This is a genomic window from Polaromonas sp. P4_F6, assembly GCF_056401275.1.
In genome coordinates this window covers 37,588-52,929 of record NZ_JBFUJQ010000002.1, presented here as the reverse complement: position 1 = coordinate 52,929, position 15,342 = coordinate 37,588, and the positions used below count along the sequence as shown (strand labels likewise).

15 protein-coding genes are annotated in these 15,342 nt (G+C 65.7%); 5 read left to right on the top strand and 10 right to left on the bottom strand.

Annotated features, from left to right (window positions below; genetic code table 11):
• Nucleotides 1-17: 17 nt before the first annotated feature.
• The 8 genes from AC1DUN_RS06120 to AC1DUN_RS06085 all read right to left on the bottom strand — a co-directional run bounded on the left by AC1DUN_RS06120 (nucleotide 18) and on the right by AC1DUN_RS06085 (nucleotide 7,625).
• Nucleotides 18-1,121 carry an NAD(P)/FAD-dependent oxidoreductase gene (locus tag AC1DUN_RS06120; protein ID WP_477713189.1) on the bottom strand — a complete coding sequence of 368 codons (1,104 nt, stop codon included), beginning with the start codon at nucleotides 1,119-1,121 and terminating at the stop codon, nucleotides 18-20.
• Nucleotides 1,122-1,191: 70 nt separating this feature from the next.
• Nucleotides 1,192-1,521 (bottom strand): ferredoxin FdxA, encoded by a 330-nt coding sequence (fdxA, locus tag AC1DUN_RS06115; protein ID WP_007869720.1) that lies wholly within the window; start codon nucleotides 1,519-1,521, stop codon nucleotides 1,192-1,194.
• A gap of 102 nt (nucleotides 1,522-1,623) precedes the next feature.
• Nucleotides 1,624-2,934, bottom strand: coding sequence for a sulfate adenylyltransferase subunit 1 (locus AC1DUN_RS06110; RefSeq protein ID WP_477713188.1), 1,311 nt, complete (start codon nucleotides 2,932-2,934; stop codon nucleotides 1,624-1,626).
• Complete coding sequence (gene cysD, locus AC1DUN_RS06105; protein ID WP_477713187.1) at nucleotides 2,934-3,890, bottom strand: sulfate adenylyltransferase subunit CysD; 957 nt, start codon at nucleotides 3,888-3,890, stop codon at nucleotides 2,934-2,936. Before cysD ends, AC1DUN_RS06110 begins: the two co-directional genes overlap by 1 nt.
• 43 nt (nucleotides 3,891-3,933) lie before the next feature.
• The gene (locus AC1DUN_RS06100) at nucleotides 3,934-4,554 is read right to left on the bottom strand and encodes a phosphoadenosine phosphosulfate reductase domain-containing protein (RefSeq protein ID WP_477713186.1); all 621 of its coding nucleotides are present in this window, start codon (nucleotides 4,552-4,554) and stop codon (nucleotides 3,934-3,936) included.
• A gap of 5 nt (nucleotides 4,555-4,559) precedes the next feature.
• On the bottom strand, nucleotides 4,560-4,955 hold the full coding sequence (locus tag AC1DUN_RS06095) for a DUF934 domain-containing protein (protein ID WP_074575131.1): 396 nt from the start codon (nucleotides 4,953-4,955) through the stop codon (nucleotides 4,560-4,562).
• Between the two features lie 11 nt (nucleotides 4,956-4,966).
• A complete protein-coding gene (locus tag AC1DUN_RS06090; protein ID WP_477713185.1) occupies nucleotides 4,967-6,778 on the bottom strand; it encodes a nitrite/sulfite reductase in 1,812 nt (603 codons plus the stop codon).
• Nucleotides 6,779-6,833: 55 nt separating this feature from the next.
• Nucleotides 6,834-7,625: a sulfite exporter TauE/SafE family protein gene (locus AC1DUN_RS06085; RefSeq protein WP_477713184.1), complete on the bottom strand. Its 792-nt coding sequence runs from the start codon at nucleotides 7,623-7,625 to the stop codon at nucleotides 6,834-6,836.
• Nucleotides 7,626-7,848: 223 nt separating this feature from the next.
• On the opposite strand from AC1DUN_RS06085, the gene AC1DUN_RS06080 reads away from it, so the two are divergent.
• On the top strand, nucleotides 7,849-9,102 hold the full coding sequence (locus AC1DUN_RS06080) for an ABC transporter substrate-binding protein (RefSeq protein WP_477713183.1): 1,254 nt from the start codon (nucleotides 7,849-7,851) through the stop codon (nucleotides 9,100-9,102).
• 129 nt (nucleotides 9,103-9,231) lie between these two features.
• Nucleotides 9,232-10,017 (top strand): response regulator, encoded by a 786-nt coding sequence (locus tag AC1DUN_RS06075; RefSeq protein WP_477713182.1) that lies wholly within the window; start codon nucleotides 9,232-9,234, stop codon nucleotides 10,015-10,017.
• Nucleotides 10,018-10,020: 3 nt separating this feature from the next.
• Here the strand turns inward: AC1DUN_RS06075 and mnmC are convergent, their stop codons facing one another.
• A complete protein-coding gene (gene mnmC / locus AC1DUN_RS06070; protein ID WP_477713181.1) occupies nucleotides 10,021-11,913 on the bottom strand; it encodes a bifunctional tRNA (5-methylaminomethyl-2-thiouridine)(34)-methyltransferase MnmC2/FAD-dependent 5-carboxymethylaminomethyl-2-thiouridine(34) oxidoreductase MnmC1 in 1,893 nt (630 codons plus the stop codon).
• Nucleotides 11,914-11,922: 9 nt separating this feature from the next.
• Nucleotides 11,923-12,195, bottom strand: a complete 273-nt coding sequence (locus tag AC1DUN_RS06065) for an oxidative damage protection protein (RefSeq protein WP_477713180.1) — start codon at nucleotides 12,193-12,195, stop codon at nucleotides 11,923-11,925.
• A 178-nt stretch (nucleotides 12,196-12,373) separates the two neighbouring features.
• On the opposite strand from AC1DUN_RS06065, the gene AC1DUN_RS06060 reads away from it, so the two are divergent.
• From AC1DUN_RS06060 to AC1DUN_RS06050, 3 genes are all read left to right on the top strand, one after another.
• A complete protein-coding gene (locus tag AC1DUN_RS06060) occupies nucleotides 12,374-13,423 on the top strand; it encodes a sulfate ABC transporter substrate-binding protein (protein ID WP_477713179.1) in 1,050 nt (349 codons plus the stop codon).
• Between the two features lie 138 nt (nucleotides 13,424-13,561).
• Entirely contained in the window at nucleotides 13,562-14,161 is a 600-nt protein-coding gene (gene ssuE / locus AC1DUN_RS06055) for an NADPH-dependent FMN reductase (protein WP_477663777.1), read from the top strand.
• A gap of 145 nt (nucleotides 14,162-14,306) precedes the next feature.
• Entirely contained in the window at nucleotides 14,307-15,326 is a 1,020-nt protein-coding gene (locus AC1DUN_RS06050) for a sulfonate ABC transporter substrate-binding protein (protein ID WP_477713178.1), read from the top strand.
• Nucleotides 15,327-15,342 lie beyond the last annotated feature (16 nt).

Genomic DNA, 15,342 nt, shown 5'->3' with positions numbered 1-15,342 from the left:
GCAGGGGCTGTCCCGGCTCAGTCGTCAAACACCGGCGACTCGACGCCCAGCACCTTGTGCAGTTTCGGGCTGGTCGTGGTGTATTGCAGGTGGATCTTCTTGTCGGGGAAGATGAAGGGCGCCGCGCCGAAGGCCGCCAGCGCGCACTCGTGGAAGCCGCTCAAAATCAGCTTTTTCTTGCCGGGATAGGTGTTGATGTCGCCCACCGCGAAAATGCCTGGGATGTTGGTGGAAAATTTTTCGGTATCCACCTTGAGCTGCTTGCGCTCTATGTCCAGGCCCCAGTCGGCAATCGGCCCCAGCTTGGGCGAGAGGCCGAAGAACACCAGCAGCAGGTCCAGCGGCACCACACGCGTGATGCCGTCGGAGCCGGTGACCTTGGCGCCGGTCAGCCGGCCCTGCTTTTCTTCGTAGCCGGTGACCTGGCCCACGATGAACTGCATCTCGTAGGCGTCGCAGAGTTCACGCATTTTGGCCACGCTGGCGGGCGCTGCCTGGAAGCCGTCACGCCGGTGGACCAGGATCACGCTTTCGGCCTTGTTCGGGCCATCGGCTGCGAAGTTCAGCGCCCAGTCCAGCGCGGAGTCGCCACCGCCCACAATCACCAGGTTTTTGCCGGCAAAGTCGGCCGGGTTTTTCACGCGGTAGAACAGCTGGCTGTCGTCGAATTGCTCCAGGCCGTCAACGCGCAACAGCTTGGGCTGGAAGGCGCCCACGCCCGCCGCGATGAAAATCGTCTTGGTCAGAAAGCGCGTGCCCTTGGAGGTCTCGACGAAGAAGCGGCCGTCCTGCTGCCGTTCCACCGTGCTGACTTCCTGGCCGAAATGAAAGGTCGCGCCGAAAGGCTCGATCTGCTTGAGCAGGCTGTCGGTCAGTTCCCTGCCGGTGCACATAGGCACGGCGGGAATGTCGTAAATCGGCTTGTCGGGGTAGAGCTCTATGCACTGGCCGCCGGGGTAGGCCAGCGAGTCGATCACATGCGCCTTGATCTCCAGCAGGCCCAGCTCGAACACCTGGAACAGCCCCACGGGCCCGGCGCCCACGATCACCGCATCGGTTTCGATGGGGCCGTCGTGCTCGGCTGCGGTGTTGATCACTTCTTGGTTCAGTTGGGGTTCCATGGTTCCTGGGGCGCCCGGCGAGGCGCATGGCGGCCCGGGAAGGGCCTGGGGCCGGCGGCCCCGGGTCGGCTTAGCGGATCAATTCGGACAGTTTGCCCGTCTTGTCTTTCCATTCCTCGGCGTCGGGCAGGGCGTCCTTGCGCTTGGTAATGCTTTTCCAGCCCTCGGCGCGGCTCAATTCCACATTGAGCTTGATGAAGGCGATCTGGTCGGCCGGCACGTCTTCCTCGGCATAGATGGCGTTCACGGGGCATTCGGGGATGCAGACGGCGCAGTCAATGCACTCGTCCGGATCGATCACCAGCATGTTGGGGCCTTCGCGGAAGCAGTCCACGGGGCAGACATCCACACAGTCGGTGTATTTGCAGCGGATGCAGGATTCGGAGACGATGTGGGTCATGTTTTTTCTAGGCTGGTCGGTGGAAACCCTTGATTTTAAGAGGTTTCCGCCAACAGGGTTATCAAGAACGCGAAGCGAGGGCCGCTTCGCGTGGAGGCCGGGTCAAAGGACCAGCGCCGCGCCCGAGGTTCTGTGCGAGGCCGTGTCCACCAGCACCAGCGAGCCCAGGATGCGCGAACGCGCATAGGGCAGGGTGGCCAGCGGCTCCTGCAGGCTCAGCTCGATGTGGCCGATGGCATTGGGCGGCAGCTCGACTGCGTCTTCCTCGGCCAGGGTGTTCACGTCGAGCTTGTGCACGATGCGCTTGACCTTGGCCTTGACCCAGCGGTGGCCGTGCAGCGTCCAGTAGACGCGGCCCGCGACCAGCGGCTCGTCGTCCATCCAGGCCACGGTGGCCGAGATCTCGCGTGAGGGCTCGAAGCTGTCCACGGCCAGCAGCCAGTCGCCGCGCGACACGTCGACTTCGCGGTCCAGCACGATGCCCGCGCTGTGGCCGGCCAGTATGGTCTTGGGCTGGCGGGTATGGTCCAGCACCTGGGCCACCACTGCCGTCTTGCCGCTGGGCAGTATGGTCACGCTCTGGCCGGGCTGCACGCCGCCGGTGGCGACACGGCCCCAGAAAACGCGGCGGCCCTGCGAGGTGTCCGACGAGGATGAGAATTTTTCAACCCACTGCACCGGAAAGGAAAAAGCCTCGGTGCTTTCGGCGGCCGTGACGGGCAGGTGCTCCAGCAACTGCAGCAGCGACAGGCCTTCATAGCCGCACCAGCCGGGCTTGCCGTCGACCACGTTGTAGCCCTTGAGGGCAGACACCGGCACGGTCGCTTTCACCGGGATGCGCGCGGCCTGGGCAAAAGCCGCCAGCGCCGCGGTGATGTTTTTGAACGCCAGCGCCGGGTCTTCTACCGCATCGAGCTTGTTCACTGCGAACACGATGGAGGGCACACGCAGCAGGTTGACCAGCAGCGAATGGCGGCGGGTCTGCTGCAGCAGCTCCAGCGAGGGGTTTTTCCAGTCCAGCTTGGTGGCATCGACCAGCACCACGGCGGCGTCGGCGCTGGAAGCGGCCGTCACCATGTTGCGGGTGTATTGCTCGTGGCCGGGCGCGTCGCCGATGATGAACTTGCGGCTTTCGGTGGCGAAATAGCGGTAGGCCACGTCGATGGTGATGCCTTGTTCGCGTTCGGCCGACAGGCCGTCGGTCAGCAGGGCCAGGTCGGTCTCGCCGCCGCGCTGTACGCCGGCCAGGTGGTCCTGCAGCACTGCGCGGCTGTCCACCAGCAGGCGGCCTATCAAGGTGCTCTTGCCGTCGTCGACCGAGCCGCAGGTGATGAATTTCAGCGCCGGTTTCAGGTCGTTCTGGCCGGGAGGCGCGAGTTTCACGTCGCCGGCGGTCAAATCAGTCGTGCTCATCAGAAATACCCGTCTTTCTTGCGCTTTTCCATGGAGGCGTCGGAGGTCTTGTCGTCCATGCGCGTGGCGCCGCGCTCGCTCACGTCGGCGGCCAGTGTTTCAATCACGATCTCGGCGGCCGTGGCGGCCGGGCTGTCCACCGGGCAGGTGCAAGTGATGTCGCCCACGGTGCGAAAGCGCACGGTTTTTTCCACCACCTGCTCGCCGTCGCGCGCAGGTGTGAGGTCCGTCACCGGCACCAAGAGGCCCTTGCGCTCCACCACCTTGCGCTGGTGCGCGTAGTAGAGCGAAGGCAGCGCGATGTTTTCGCGTTCGATGTACTGCCAGACGTCGAGTTCGGTCCAGTTGGAGATCGGGAACACGCGGAAATGCTCGCCGGGCTGCAGCCGGGTGTTGAACAGCGTCCAGAGCTCGGGGCGCTGCGCCTTGGGCTGCCACTGGCCGAAGCTGTCGCGGTGCGAAAAAATGCGTTCCTTGGCGCGGGCTTTTTCCTCGTCGCGGCGCGCGCCGCCTATCAGCGCGTCAAAGCGGAATTCGTCAATCGCCTCCAGCAGCGTGACCGACTGGTGCACATTGCGCGACTCGCCGGGGTGCGCCAGGCGCACGGTGCCGCGCTTCATCGAGTCTTCGACATTGCGCACGATCAGCTCGGCGCCCAGTTCCTTGGCGCGGAAATCCCGGAAATCGGTCACTTCGTGGAAGTTGTGGCCGGTGTCTATCATCAGGAGCGGGTAGGGGATGCGGCCCACGCCGAAAGCCTTTTCGGCGCACTTGAGCATCACCAGCGAATCCTTGCCGCCCGAAAACAGCAGGGCCGGGCGCTCAAAGGCCGCGGCCACTTCGCGCAGGATGAAGATGGTTTCCTCTTCCAGCGCATCGAGGTGGGAGTTGGACAGCCGCGCGAGGGAGATCGCCGGGTCGGCTGGCAGCAGGTGGGAGGGTGTGCGGGCGTTCATAGGTCTGCGGGGTGTGGCATGGGGGGGCATCGGGAAAGGGCCGTCAGTGCGCAAGGTGCAGGCCGCACTCGCGGTTGTCCTCGCCCTTGGTCGGGTCCACATAGTCGAAGTTATTGGGCAGGCCGTTGATTTCGCAGTACTGGTAAAGGTCCTTGGACGACCAGTGCAGGAGCGGCGCGACCTTGATCAGGCCGTCGGGGTTGACGCTGACCGGGTCCATCTGGGCGCGCACCGCGGTGTCGGTGGCGCGCAAGGCCGTGAACCAGACCTGGGGGGCGGTTTCACGCAGGGCGCGGGCAAAGGGCTCGAGTTTGACCTCTTCAGTGAAAGCCGCATGGCGTGGATCGTCCAGCGCCGGGGTCGGGCCTTCCACGGCCTCGCGGTGCGCACGGGAGCGGCGCGGCAGGTAAATATGCAGGTCCAGCTTGAGCAGCTTTGTCACTTCGTCGGCGAAGCGGTAGGTGGCCTCGGTGTTGTAGCCGTTGTCCATCCAGACCACGGGAACGCGGGGATTGGCGCGCGTCACCATGTGCAGTATCACCGCCTCGAAGGGGCGGAAATTGGTGGTGACGATGGCGGGCCGGCCCAGTCCCACGGCCCAGCCCACCAGGCCCTGCGCGTTGCGGCCGAGTTCTGCGTTGATTTTTGCAAGGTCGAGGCTCATGGTGTTCAGGCGGCAGCCGCTTCCTTGAAATGGGGGGCAATGTGCACCGCGTCGCCCTGGTAGCGGCCCGCGCTGTAGCCGGGGTAGCTGGCCAGCACGCGCTGGGCAATGGCCATGTCCTGGTCGGCGCGCAGCACCGCGGTGTCAAAGCCGCTGCGCTCCATCTGCGCCAGCTGGTCCACCAGCACGTCGCCGGTGGCGCGGATCTCGCCCTTGAATTCACGGCGGCGGCGCAGCAGGAAGGCCTGGCTGTAGGCACGGCCGTCGGTGAATTTCGGGAAGTGCAGGTCTATGCGCGCCACGCCGGCCAGCGAAACCTCGAAGGGGTCGGCGTCGTTCGCGATGGCCAGGACACCGGCTTGTTCGGTGCCGCTGTGTTCGTTGAAAGGCAGCAGTTTCATCGTCGTTCCTTTCAGTGCGCGACGGTGTTGGGGGCAAAGCGCGCGGCCTTGGCGGCAGCCTTGTAGGGCTCCATGCCGACGCGGCGCAGGGTCGCAATAAAGGTTTCCCCGTCTTCGCGCAGCTGGCGGTAGGTGTCCAGCACCGCTTCAATGACTTCGGGGACTTCGGCGCCGGTGAACGAAGGGCCCACCACCTTGCCGGGCACCGAGGCGCCGCTCAGCGCGGAGCCGTCGGAGCCGCCCAGCGAGACCTGGTACCACTCCAGGCCGTCCTTGTCCACGCCCAGGATGCCGATATGGCCGCTGTGGTGGTGGCCGCAGGAGTTGATGCAGCCGCTGATGTGCAGGTCGATCTCGCCCAGGTCGTGCAGCTCGTCCATGTCCTGGTAGCGCTCGGTGATGGCCTCGGCGATGGGGATGGAGCGCGCATTGGCCAGCGAGCAGAAGTCGCCGCCGGGGCAGGCGATCATGTCGGTCAGCAGGCGGACGTTGGGCTTGGCGAAGCCGGCCTTGCGGGCGGCGCGCCAGAGTTCGGGCAGCTCGTCGCAGCGCACCCAGGGCAGCAGCAGGTTCTGGTCGTGCGTGACGCGCACCTCGCCGGCGCTGAACTGGTCGGCCAGGTCGGCGGCGATGTCGAGCTGGTCGGCCGTCGCGTCGCCGGGGGCCTGGCCCAGGCGCTTGAAGGACAGGGTCACGGCGCGCAGGTCGGGGTTCTGGTGCGGCGCCACGTTGCGCTGCAGCCAGCGGCCGAACTCGATGTCGTCCTCGGCGGCGGCGCGCAGGATGTTGGCGATCTTCGCGTCGGCGCTCTTGCGGTCGCAGTTGAGCGTGGGCGGAACGAAGGAGGCGGTCACGCGGTCCAGTTCTTCCTGGGTGATGGTGTGCGGCGCGCCGTCGTGCTCGAGGATCTGCTTGTACTCGGCCTCGACCTCGTCGATGTAGCGCTGGCCTTCGGCCTTCACCAGGATCTTGATGCGCGCCTTGTAGATGTTGTCGCGGCGGCCGTAGCGGTTGTACACGCGCACCACGGCTTCCAGGTAGTTCATGATCTGGTTCCAGGGCAGGAACTCGCGTATCACCGTGCCTATGACAGGCGTGCGGCCCATGCCGCCGCCCACCAGCACCTTGAAGCCCAGCTCGCCTTCGGCGTTGCGCACCAGGTGCAGGCCCACGTCGTGCCAGGCCGTGGCGGCGCGGTCTTCGCGGGCGCCGCTGATGGCGATCTTGAACTTGCGCGGCAGGAAGGCGAATTCGGGGTGCAGCGTGCTCCACTGGCGCAGGATCTCGCCGAAGGGCCGCGGGTCGGCGATCTCGTCGACCGCGATGCCGGCGCGCTCGTCGCTGGTGATGTTGCGTATGCAGTTGCCGCTGGTCTGGATGCCGTGCATGTTGACGCTGGCCAGCAGGTCCATCACGTCGGCCGATTTGTCCAGCGGGATCCAGTTGTACTGCACGTTCTGGCGCGTCGTGAAGTGGGCATAGCCGGTCGTCAGCTTGGAGCTGACCGACAGGCCGCTCTTGAGGTTGACCGGGCCCAGCTTGTCCTGCTTGGCCTGGGCGTCGTTGAAGAGCGCCGCATTGGGCTGGTCGTATTCGCGGGCGATTTTGGCCAGCACGCGCACCTGCGCGCTCGACAGCTCGCCGTAGGGCACGGCCACGCGCAGCATGGGCGCATAGCGCTGCACATACCAGCCGTTTTGCAGGCGCAAGGGGCGGAATTCGTCTTCCGGCAGCTTGCCGGCCTGCCAGCGGCTCAGCTGGTCGCGGTACTGGTTGGCGCGGGCCTGGACGAACTCGCGGTCAAATTCTGTGTATTGGTACATGGCTGTCGGGATTCAAACGTGGGATTTTTTTATAAGGAAGGCGGCTCGGGGCCGGTCAGATCGAGATCAGTTTCACGCCGGCATAGGCCAGCAGCACCGAGAGCAGCGAGCGGATCACGCGGTCCGGCGTCTTGTGCACCAGGTGCGAGCCCAGCCAGATGCCGGGCAGGGAGCCGGCCAGCAGCTTGATCAGCAGCGACCAGTCGACCGAACCGATGGAGGCGTGGCCCAGGCCCGCCACCAGGGTCAGCGGCACGGCATGGGCGATGTCGGCCGCCACGATGCGCGGCAGTGGCAGGGTGGGGTAGAGCAGCATCAGCACGATCACGCCGATGGCGCCCGCGCCCACGGACGTCAGGGTGACCAGCGTGCCTATGACCGCGCCGAACAGCAGCGGCAGCGACCAGTGGCGCGCGCGCGTGGCCTGGACGATTCCTTCGGGGGCGATGCTGGTGGGAGCGGCTTTCCCGCGCAGCACCTTGTAGAAGGTGGCGCCGGCCGTCAGCAGCAGCGCCAGGCCCAGGGTGGTGGTCATGATGGCCTGGGTCGCCGGATTGGCGGGGCCCAGGCGCTGCAGCATATAAAGCGTGGCCAGCGAGGCCGGGATGCTGCCGGCGGCCGTCTGGCCGACGATTTTCCAGTCGACCGCGCGGGCGCGCGCCAGGCTCACGGTGCCGCCCATCTTGGTGAAGGCGGCAAACAGCAGGTCGGTGCCTATGGCCAGGTGCGGTTTGATGCCGAAAAAGAAGATCAGCAGCGGCGTCATCAGCGAGCCGCCGCCCACGCCGGTCAGGCCCACCACCAAACCCACGGCAAAGCCGGCAAATACAAAGGCAAATTCATGCATGCCGGAAAATGTAAGTGTGCAGCTTATAAAAACAAACTACACATTTGTTCTGCCGTTATCTGGATAAGCTTATTCGCGAGAAAATATGCGGATTTCCGGGCGATTCAGGCCGCTGTCTGCTTAAAGGAAATCCACAATCGCGCATCCGGGCACCCCGCATCCACAATGCGCTGGTACAGTCCCTGCTTTTCCCGGCCGGCTGCCCCCCGCGTGCACCGGCTCGATGGAACGAATCGCTTACTTTTTGGAGAAAACCGTGAAATTTGCAAAATCCGCCCTGCTGGGCGGTTTGTTCCTGGCATCGGCGGCCGGCCTGGCGCTGGCGCAGGGCGGCTCGAAAACGCCCGTCAAGATCGGCGAAATCAACAGCTATTCGACCATCCCCCAGTTCACCCAGCCCTACCGCCAGGGCTGGCAGCTCGCCGTGGAAGAAATCAACGTCACCGGCGGCCTGCTGGGCCGCAAGGTTGAGGTGATCGCCCGCGACGACGCCGGCAAGCCCGAGGAAGCCTTGCGCCACGCGATCGAGCTGACGTCCAAGGAAAAAGTCGACGTGCTGGCCGGCGGCTTCCTGTCCAACGTCGGGCTGGCGCTGGCCGATCATGCCCAGAAAAACAAAAAGGTGTTTATCGCCAGCGAGCCGCTGACCGACGCGCTGATCTGGGACAAGGGCAACCGCTACACCTTCCGCCTGCGCCCCGGTACTTATATGCAGGCCGCCATGCTGGTCGAGGAGGCCGCCAAACTGCCGGCCAAGCGCTGGGCCGTGATCGCGCCCAACTATGAGTACGGCACCAGCGCCGTGGCGGCCTTCAAGGAACTGCTCAAGGCCAGGCGCCCCGACGTGGAGTTCGTCGGCGAGCAGTGGCCGGCGCTGGGCAAGCTGGAGGCCGGCACCACGCTGCAGGCCATCATGCAGAGCAAGCCCGACGCCATCTTCAACGTGACCTTCGGCGCCGACCTGGCCAAGCTGGTGCGCGAGGGCAACCAGCGCGGCATCTTCCCCAGGGTACCCGTGGTGTCGCTGCTGTCGGGTGAGCCCGAGTACCTGGACGTCCTGAAAGACGAAACGCCCAGGGGCTGGATCGTGACCGGCTATCCCTGGGACCAGATCGACTCGCGCGAGCACGCCAGCTTCGCCGCCAACTACTACCGCCGTTTCAACGAATACCCTAAGGTCGGCTCGGTCGTGGGTTATTCCACCATGCAGGCGATTTTTGCCGCCATCAAGAAGGCCAATTCCACCGACAGCGAGAAGCTGGTAATAGCGCTGCGCGGCCTGAAGTTCTCCACCCCCTTCGGCCCGGCCGAGTTCCGCGCCATCGACCACCAGTCCACCATGGGCGCCTACGTGGGCAAGCTGGACCTGCGCGGCAACAAGGGCACCATGGTGCAATGGCGCTATGCCGACGGCAAGGCCTATCTGCCGCCGGACGACTATGTCAAGGCCCGCCGACCGGCTGCGGCCATGAAGTGACCTTTTGGCAACGAGCGCCAATTTCATGAAGAACGTCCTGCCGAATCCCCGCATAATCAGGCCCACATGACGAATACGGGTGGTGAGGCTGTCAAGCGGATATTTGTAAAAGTGTTCGGGTTTGATGACGTGGAACGTCACGCCCTGAACACGGTGTTTCGCTTGTCCGAAACCCGGCCCACGGCCTACGCGCTGTGGACCGCGACCGCGCCCGAAGAAGCCGAACTGGCCCTGATAGACGGCGACAGCTGGGAGGCCGCGATCGAGCTGGCCAACCCCGCCCATGACGATCTCAAACTGGTCTGGATAGGCGACAACGCGCCGTCCCGGGCCCGCCTGGTGGTCAAGCGCCCGCTGCAATGGGCGGCCGTGATTGAAGGCATGGACGCCTTGCTGGAGGCCGAGCACCCCCAGGCGACCGGCAAGCCGGCGGAACCCGAACTCGACCTGGACCTGCTGTCCGAGTCAGGCGCGGTGCTGGACCTGGACCTCGACTTTGATTCCGAAGCGCCCACCGCGCCCTCGCCGCTGGAAGAACCCGCGGCCGAAGCCCAGCAGGCCCAGGTGCTGGTGGTGGACGCCGACCGCGATGCGCGCCTCTACCTGCGTGCCAGGCTGGCCATGGACGGTCATCTGCTCGTGGATGAAGCCGCCAGCGGCACCGAAGCGCTCAAGCTCATGGACACACGGCTTTACAAACTCGTCGTCCTCGACATGGACCTGCCCGACATCGAGCGCTGGGAGATGGTCAAACGCGTGGAGGCCTCGCGCCCGCCCGTCGAGTTCCTGATCCTGACCGGCAGCGACCTGTCGCCGCTCGATGTGGTGCGCGGCTGGTTTGCCGGTGCCCGCGGCAGCCTGCGCAAACCCCTGCATCCCGGAAAGCTCAAAGACCTGCTGCGCAGCGCGCGCTGAGCTTCAGCTTGGCGGCACGCGCTGCGGCGCCAGGGCATCGGCCAGGCGCTGCTCCAGCGGCAGGGGTTCGGCATGCAGCCGGGCCGCCAGCAATTCCCCGCACAGCGCGGCAAAACTCAGCCCGCGCGAACCCATGCCGCAGCAAACCCACAAGCCGTCCGCCAGCGGCCCCAGCATGGGCAGGCGGCTGGGCGTCGCGCAGCGCACACCGGCCCAGCTTTGAACCTGCCCGGCCTCAAACTGCGCGGCCAGCGCGCGCGCCGTGTGGGGCAGCAGGCTTTGCAGCCGGCTGAAGTTGTGGTGGTCGTCCTCGGGGCGTATCTCGGCCTTGGGGTTGTCGCGTTCAAAGCTCGAACCCATGACCCAGGCCAGGCCACCGGCCTCACCGGCCAGGGGCACGGCGGGTGCCAGGCTGCCGTGGCCGTTCACCGGAAAAGCGGGCAGGGCGCCGGCCGTGCCGGGCTCATGCCGGCCCCAGCTGACCTGGCCGCGTATGGCCTGCAGCGCGAGTTCACCGGCGTTTTCCGTCTCGGCGCCGGCGGCCAGCGCCCGGCTTGCATACCCAGCCGCCAGCACCACGAGTTCGGCGCGCGCCAGTTCCCGGCCTTGCGCGTCCCAAACCTGCCACTGGCCCGAGACATGGCTCAGCCGGCTTACCGCCGATCGGCCTTGCGACAACACGCCCGGCGCGGCCAGCCAGGCATCGACCAGGGCGGCCGGCCGTATCCAGCCGGCGCGCGCATGCCATAGCGCGGGCGCATCGGGCGGCAGGCCGCAGTGCGCGAGCTGTGCGGCCTCGGCCGGGCGGCTCCAGTCGCCAGCGGCATCGGCCCAATCCGCCTGCCAGGCCTCGGGCCGTTTGCGCGTGTGTTCCACCGCGTGCTCGAGCACGCCGGTGCGGCCCCAGTCGCCGGCTTGCAGCAAGGCCTCGGCCTGCTGCAGCGTGGAGCGAATGCCATGGCGCGACAGGCGCGAGAGCGGGTTGTCGTCGGGCGAGACATGCGGCGCCAGCAGGCCGGCCGGCAGGCCGGAGGCACCGGCGGCCGGTTCCTCGGCCGCGTCCAGCACCGTGACTTGCCAGCCGCGGCGCGCCAGGCTGGCCGCCACGGCCGCGCCGGCCAGGCCCGCGCCCACCACCACACAGGTGCCCGGGGTGCGGCGCGCCGGCGGCGGCTGCGCTTTTTTGGGTTCCCAGGCCGGGTTGAACTCGCCCTGCAGGTTGTCGCGCTTGGGCGGTATGCCCGGCACTTTTTTGACGACAAAGCCGCACTGGGCCAGTGCGTCGCGCACACTGCGCGCAATGGTCCAGGTGGCCACGCGCGTGCCGCGCCGGCAGCAGCGCGCCACGGCCTTGAAGGTGTGCACATCCCAGATGTCGGGGTTGCGCTGCGGGCTGAAGCCGTCCAGGTAGACCGAATCGGCCTCGAAAGATTGCTCGCGCAGCATCGCCTTGGCGTCGCCTATGCACAGCGTCAGCAGGACCTGGCCGCCCTCAAACACCAGGCGGTGAAAGCCCGGCAGCAGACCCCAGAGCTGGGCCTGCAGCTGTTCGGCCAGGGGAATCAGTTCAGGATGGGTCTGGGCGCTACGCAGCACGTCGGCCGCGCTGGCCGGGAAGGCCTCGGTCGAGACGAAGTGCAGCAGGTGGGGGCGGTCCGGGTCGGCCTTCCAGGCGGCCCAGGTCACGAGGAAATTCAGGCCCAGGCCGAAACCGGTTTCCAGCACCGTCCATTGCGGCTGGCCGGCCCAGGCCGCGGGCAGGTCGCAGCCCTTGAGAAAGACTTCCTTGGCTTGGTCCAGCCCGCCCAGTTCGCTGCGGTAGCGGTCGCCGAAACGCGGGCTGAAGGGGCTGCCGCCGGCCGTGCCGTCGTCCAGCCACTCAATGCGTTCGGGCATGCCGCCGTATCAGGGGGTGGGCGGTACGTAGCCCTGAACGGCGTCGGCGCCATCCCCAAAAAAATGCTTTTCCATCTGTCGCGCCAGGTACTGGCGGGCGCGGGCGTCGGCCAGGTTCAGGCGGTTTTCATTGACCAGCATGGTCTGCTGCTTCATCCAGTCCGCCCAGGCTTGCTTGCTGACTTCTTCCCAGATGCGTTTGCCCAGGGCGCCGGGGTAGGGCGGGAAATCCAGGCCTTCGGCTTCTTTACCGAGCTTGATGCATTTGACGAGGCGTGCCATGGCGAGGGTTCTTTCGTGTATCGGGGGGATCTAAAAGGGTGATCCGAGGGCCCAAAAGGGCGTCCAAGGATAAATACAGAATAAAGAACTGAGTTTTTATTCGTTCCGGTTTTCTAAGGCTGCTTCCAGAATCCATTTTGTCTGCATTTACACGCATTTTCTGGAAAAGAGAGCAACCATGACTTCACGCCGCAACTTTATCAATGTTTCCACCCGCACGGCCGCCGCCCTGGGTTTGGGTTTGACGCTGGCAGGGTCACTGCTGACGGCCCAGGCCCAGCAGCAGCCCAAGCCGCCCGTCACGCTGCTCAATGTGTCCTACGACCCGACGCGCGAGCTTTACGTCGAGTACAACGCCGCCTTCATCAAATACTGGAAGGCCAAGACCGGCCAGGACGTGACCATCAAGCAGTCGCATGGCGGCTCCGGCAAGCAGGCGCGCTCCATCATTGACGGCCTGGACGCCGACGTCGCCACCCTGGCCCTGGCCGGCGACACCGACGCGCTGGTGAAAAACGGCGGCTGGCTGTCGGCCGATTGGCAAAAGAAGCTGCCGCACAACTCTTCGCCCTATACCTCCACCATCGTGCTGGCCGTGCGCCAGGGCAATCCCAAGGGCATCAAGGACTGGGACGACCTGATCAAGCCCGGCATCAATGTGATCACGCCCAACCCCAAGACCTCGGGCGGCGCCCGCTGGAATTACCTGGCGGCCTGGGAATTCGCCAAGCGCAAATACGGCAGCGACGCCAAGGCCAAGGAGTTTGTCGCCAAGCTCTACGGCAATGTCTCGGTGCTGGACACCGGCGCCCGCGGCTCCACCATCACCTTTGCCCAGCGTGCCCAGGGCGACGTGCTGATCGCCTGGGAAAACGAGGCCTACCTGCTGGAAAAAGAATTCGGCGCCAAGTTCGACGTGGTCGCGCCCTCGCTGAGCATCCTCGCCGAACCGGCCGTCGCCGTGGTCGACAAGAACGTGGACAAAAAGGGCACGCGCGCCGTGGCCGAGGAATACCTGAAGTACCTCTATTCCGAAGAAGGCCAGGACATCGCCGGCAAGAACTTCTACCGCCCGGCCGTCTCGCAAAAAGCCATTGCCAAGTACGCCAAGCAGTTTCCCAAGCTGAACCTGTTCACCATAGACCAGGCTTTCGGCGGCTGGACCAAGGCGGACAAGGAGCACTTCGCCGACGGCGGCTCCTTCGACCAGATCTATACGAGAAAGTAACCCCCCGAAGCGGCCTTTCGGCCGCCTCCCCCCAGGGGGCGCCCGCTGCGGCCCGGCTGAGCCGGTTCCGCGCCGGCACTGGGAATGATTCATCACATAGCGCCGGTACTTAAGGCAAATCAGGGATTCAATCAAACAATGTCCGCGCAACAATCCGTACTGCTGATCGCCGGCAGCCCCTCCGAGCAGTCGCGCTCCTCGGCGCTGCTCGACTCTGTCAGCCACAGGCTGGCCCTGCGCGGCGGGTTGGTGGTGGACCGGCTCAACATCCGCGAGCTGCCGGCCCAGGCGCTGCTGCTGGCCGAATGGGGCCACCCGGCCATCGTCAAGGCCATAGAGCAGATCGCCAGGGCGCGCGCCGTTGTCGTGGCCACGCCGGTCTACAAGGCGGCCTACAGCGGGCTGCTCAAGGTGCTGCTCGACTTGCTGCCGCAGACCGCGCTGAAAGAAAAAACCGTGCTGCCGCTGGCCACGGGCGGCAGCCCACACCACATGCTGGCGCTGGACTACGCGCTGCGCCCGGTGTTGCAGGCGCTGGCCGCGCGCCATATCCTGCCCGGTGTTTACGCCACCGATTCCCAGGTGCCACAGTCGGCCGACAAACGCTACGAGGTCGGCCCCGACATCGCCGTGCGGCTGGACGACGCGGTGCTGACCCTGCTGGCCGAAAGCTTTCGCCAGCCGGCCACTGCCGGTTTCGAGCCGGTGCACTTTTCCCGGGTGCGATGTAGCGTCTGACGCCGCGCCGGGGCGCGCGGTCTGATCAGTCAGCCGCCGCCCCGAATTTCCACGACGCCATTTGAAACCGCTATACAGGCGGCCGGGCGGAGCTTTGCCTCCCGCGGCCGCGCATCCGGAAAAGATTTTTGACAAGGACATCACCATGAGCACCACCCCCGCCGGCACGCCCGGCACTTCCCCGCAACCCTCCAGGGCGCGCACCTGGCTGGACTTCAGCCTGGGCCTGCTGCTGGCCGCCCTGATCGCGGGCCTGATCACCTTGCTGACGCTGCCCGTGGCGCACGCACAGGACAAAGTCGAGCTGCGCATCGGCTACCAGAAAGCCGCCAGCCTGTTTGTGCTGCAAAAAGCCCAGGGCACGCTCGAAAAGCGTTTGTTGCCGCTGAACGCCAGCGTGAAGTGGGTGGAGTTCCCGGCCGGCCCGCAACTGCTCGAAGGCCTGAACCTGGGCTCGGTCGACGTGGGTTATGTGGGCGAAGCGCCCCCCATCTTCGCCCAGGCCGCCGGCGCCAAATTCGCCTACATAGGCTACGACCCGGCCGCGCCCGAAGCCGAAGCCATCGTCGTGCCCAAAGACTCCGCCATCAAATCCGTGGCCGAACTCAAAGGCAAGAAGGTGGCCCTCAACAAGGGCAGCAATGTGCACTACCTGCTGGTCAAGCTGCTTGAGAAAAACCACCTCAAGCTCAGCGATATCCAGCCCGTCTACCTGCCGCCGGCCGATGCGCGCGCCGCTTTTGAAAGCAAAAGCGTGGACGCCTGGGTGATCTGGGACCCGTTTACCGCCGCCGCCGAAAAAGCCATAGGCGCGCGCGTACTGGCCGACGGCAAGGGCGTGGTCAACAACTACCAGTACTACCTGGCCGAGCGCGGTTTCGTCGCCAAAAATCCCAAGGTCATCCAGGCCCTGTTTGACGACTCGGTGGAGCGGGGCGCCTGGCTCAAGGCCAACCTCAAAAAGGCCGCCGAGCTGATCGCGCCGCTGCAAGGCCTGCCGGTCGACGTGGTGGAGCTCAGCCTCAAGCGCTATGAGTTCAAGGTCCAGCCCGTGCCCGCCAGCGTGATCGCCGACCAGCAAAAACTCGCCGACACCTTTTTTGAGCTCAAGCTGATTCCCAAGGCCATCGTCGTCAGCGATGCCGCCTACAAACCGGCTCCCTGAAACAAGGAGGCCACAC

What these genes read in the sequence shown, in the direction of transcription:
- AC1DUN_RS06120 (WP_477713189.1), bottom strand. Translation starts at nt 1,121, where the DNA reads ATGGAACCCCAACTGAACCAAGAAGTGATCAACACCGCAGCCGAGCAC.
- fdxA (WP_007869720.1), bottom strand. Translation starts at nt 1,521, where the DNA reads ATGACCCACATCGTCTCCGAATCCTGCATCCGCTGCAAATACACCGAC.
- AC1DUN_RS06110 (WP_477713188.1), bottom strand. Translation starts at nt 2,934, where the DNA reads ATGAGCACGACTGATTTGACCGCCGGCGACGTGAAACTCGCGCCTCCC.
- cysD (WP_477713187.1), bottom strand. Translation starts at nt 3,890, where the DNA reads ATGAACGCCCGCACACCCTCCCACCTGCTGCCAGCCGACCCGGCGATC.
- AC1DUN_RS06100 (WP_477713186.1), bottom strand. Translation starts at nt 4,554, where the DNA reads ATGAGCCTCGACCTTGCAAAAATCAACGCAGAACTCGGCCGCAACGCG.
- AC1DUN_RS06095 (WP_074575131.1), bottom strand. Translation starts at nt 4,955, where the DNA reads ATGAAACTGCTGCCTTTCAACGAACACAGCGGCACCGAACAAGCCGGT.
- AC1DUN_RS06090 (WP_477713185.1), bottom strand. Translation starts at nt 6,778, where the DNA reads ATGTACCAATACACAGAATTTGACCGCGAGTTCGTCCAGGCCCGCGCC.
- AC1DUN_RS06085 (WP_477713184.1), bottom strand. Translation starts at nt 7,625, where the DNA reads ATGCATGAATTTGCCTTTGTATTTGCCGGCTTTGCCGTGGGTTTGGTG.
- AC1DUN_RS06080 (WP_477713183.1), top strand. Translation starts at nt 7,849, where the DNA reads ATGGAACGAATCGCTTACTTTTTGGAGAAAACCGTGAAATTTGCAAAA.
- mnmC (WP_477713181.1), bottom strand. Translation starts at nt 11,913, where the DNA reads ATGCCCGAACGCATTGAGTGGCTGGACGACGGCACGGCCGGCGGCAGC.
- AC1DUN_RS06065 (WP_477713180.1), bottom strand. Translation starts at nt 12,195, where the DNA reads ATGGCACGCCTCGTCAAATGCATCAAGCTCGGTAAAGAAGCCGAAGGC.
- AC1DUN_RS06060 (WP_477713179.1), top strand. Translation starts at nt 12,374, where the DNA reads ATGACTTCACGCCGCAACTTTATCAATGTTTCCACCCGCACGGCCGCC.
- ssuE (WP_477663777.1), top strand. Translation starts at nt 13,562, where the DNA reads ATGTCCGCGCAACAATCCGTACTGCTGATCGCCGGCAGCCCCTCCGAG.
- AC1DUN_RS06050 (WP_477713178.1), top strand. Translation starts at nt 14,307, where the DNA reads ATGAGCACCACCCCCGCCGGCACGCCCGGCACTTCCCCGCAACCCTCC.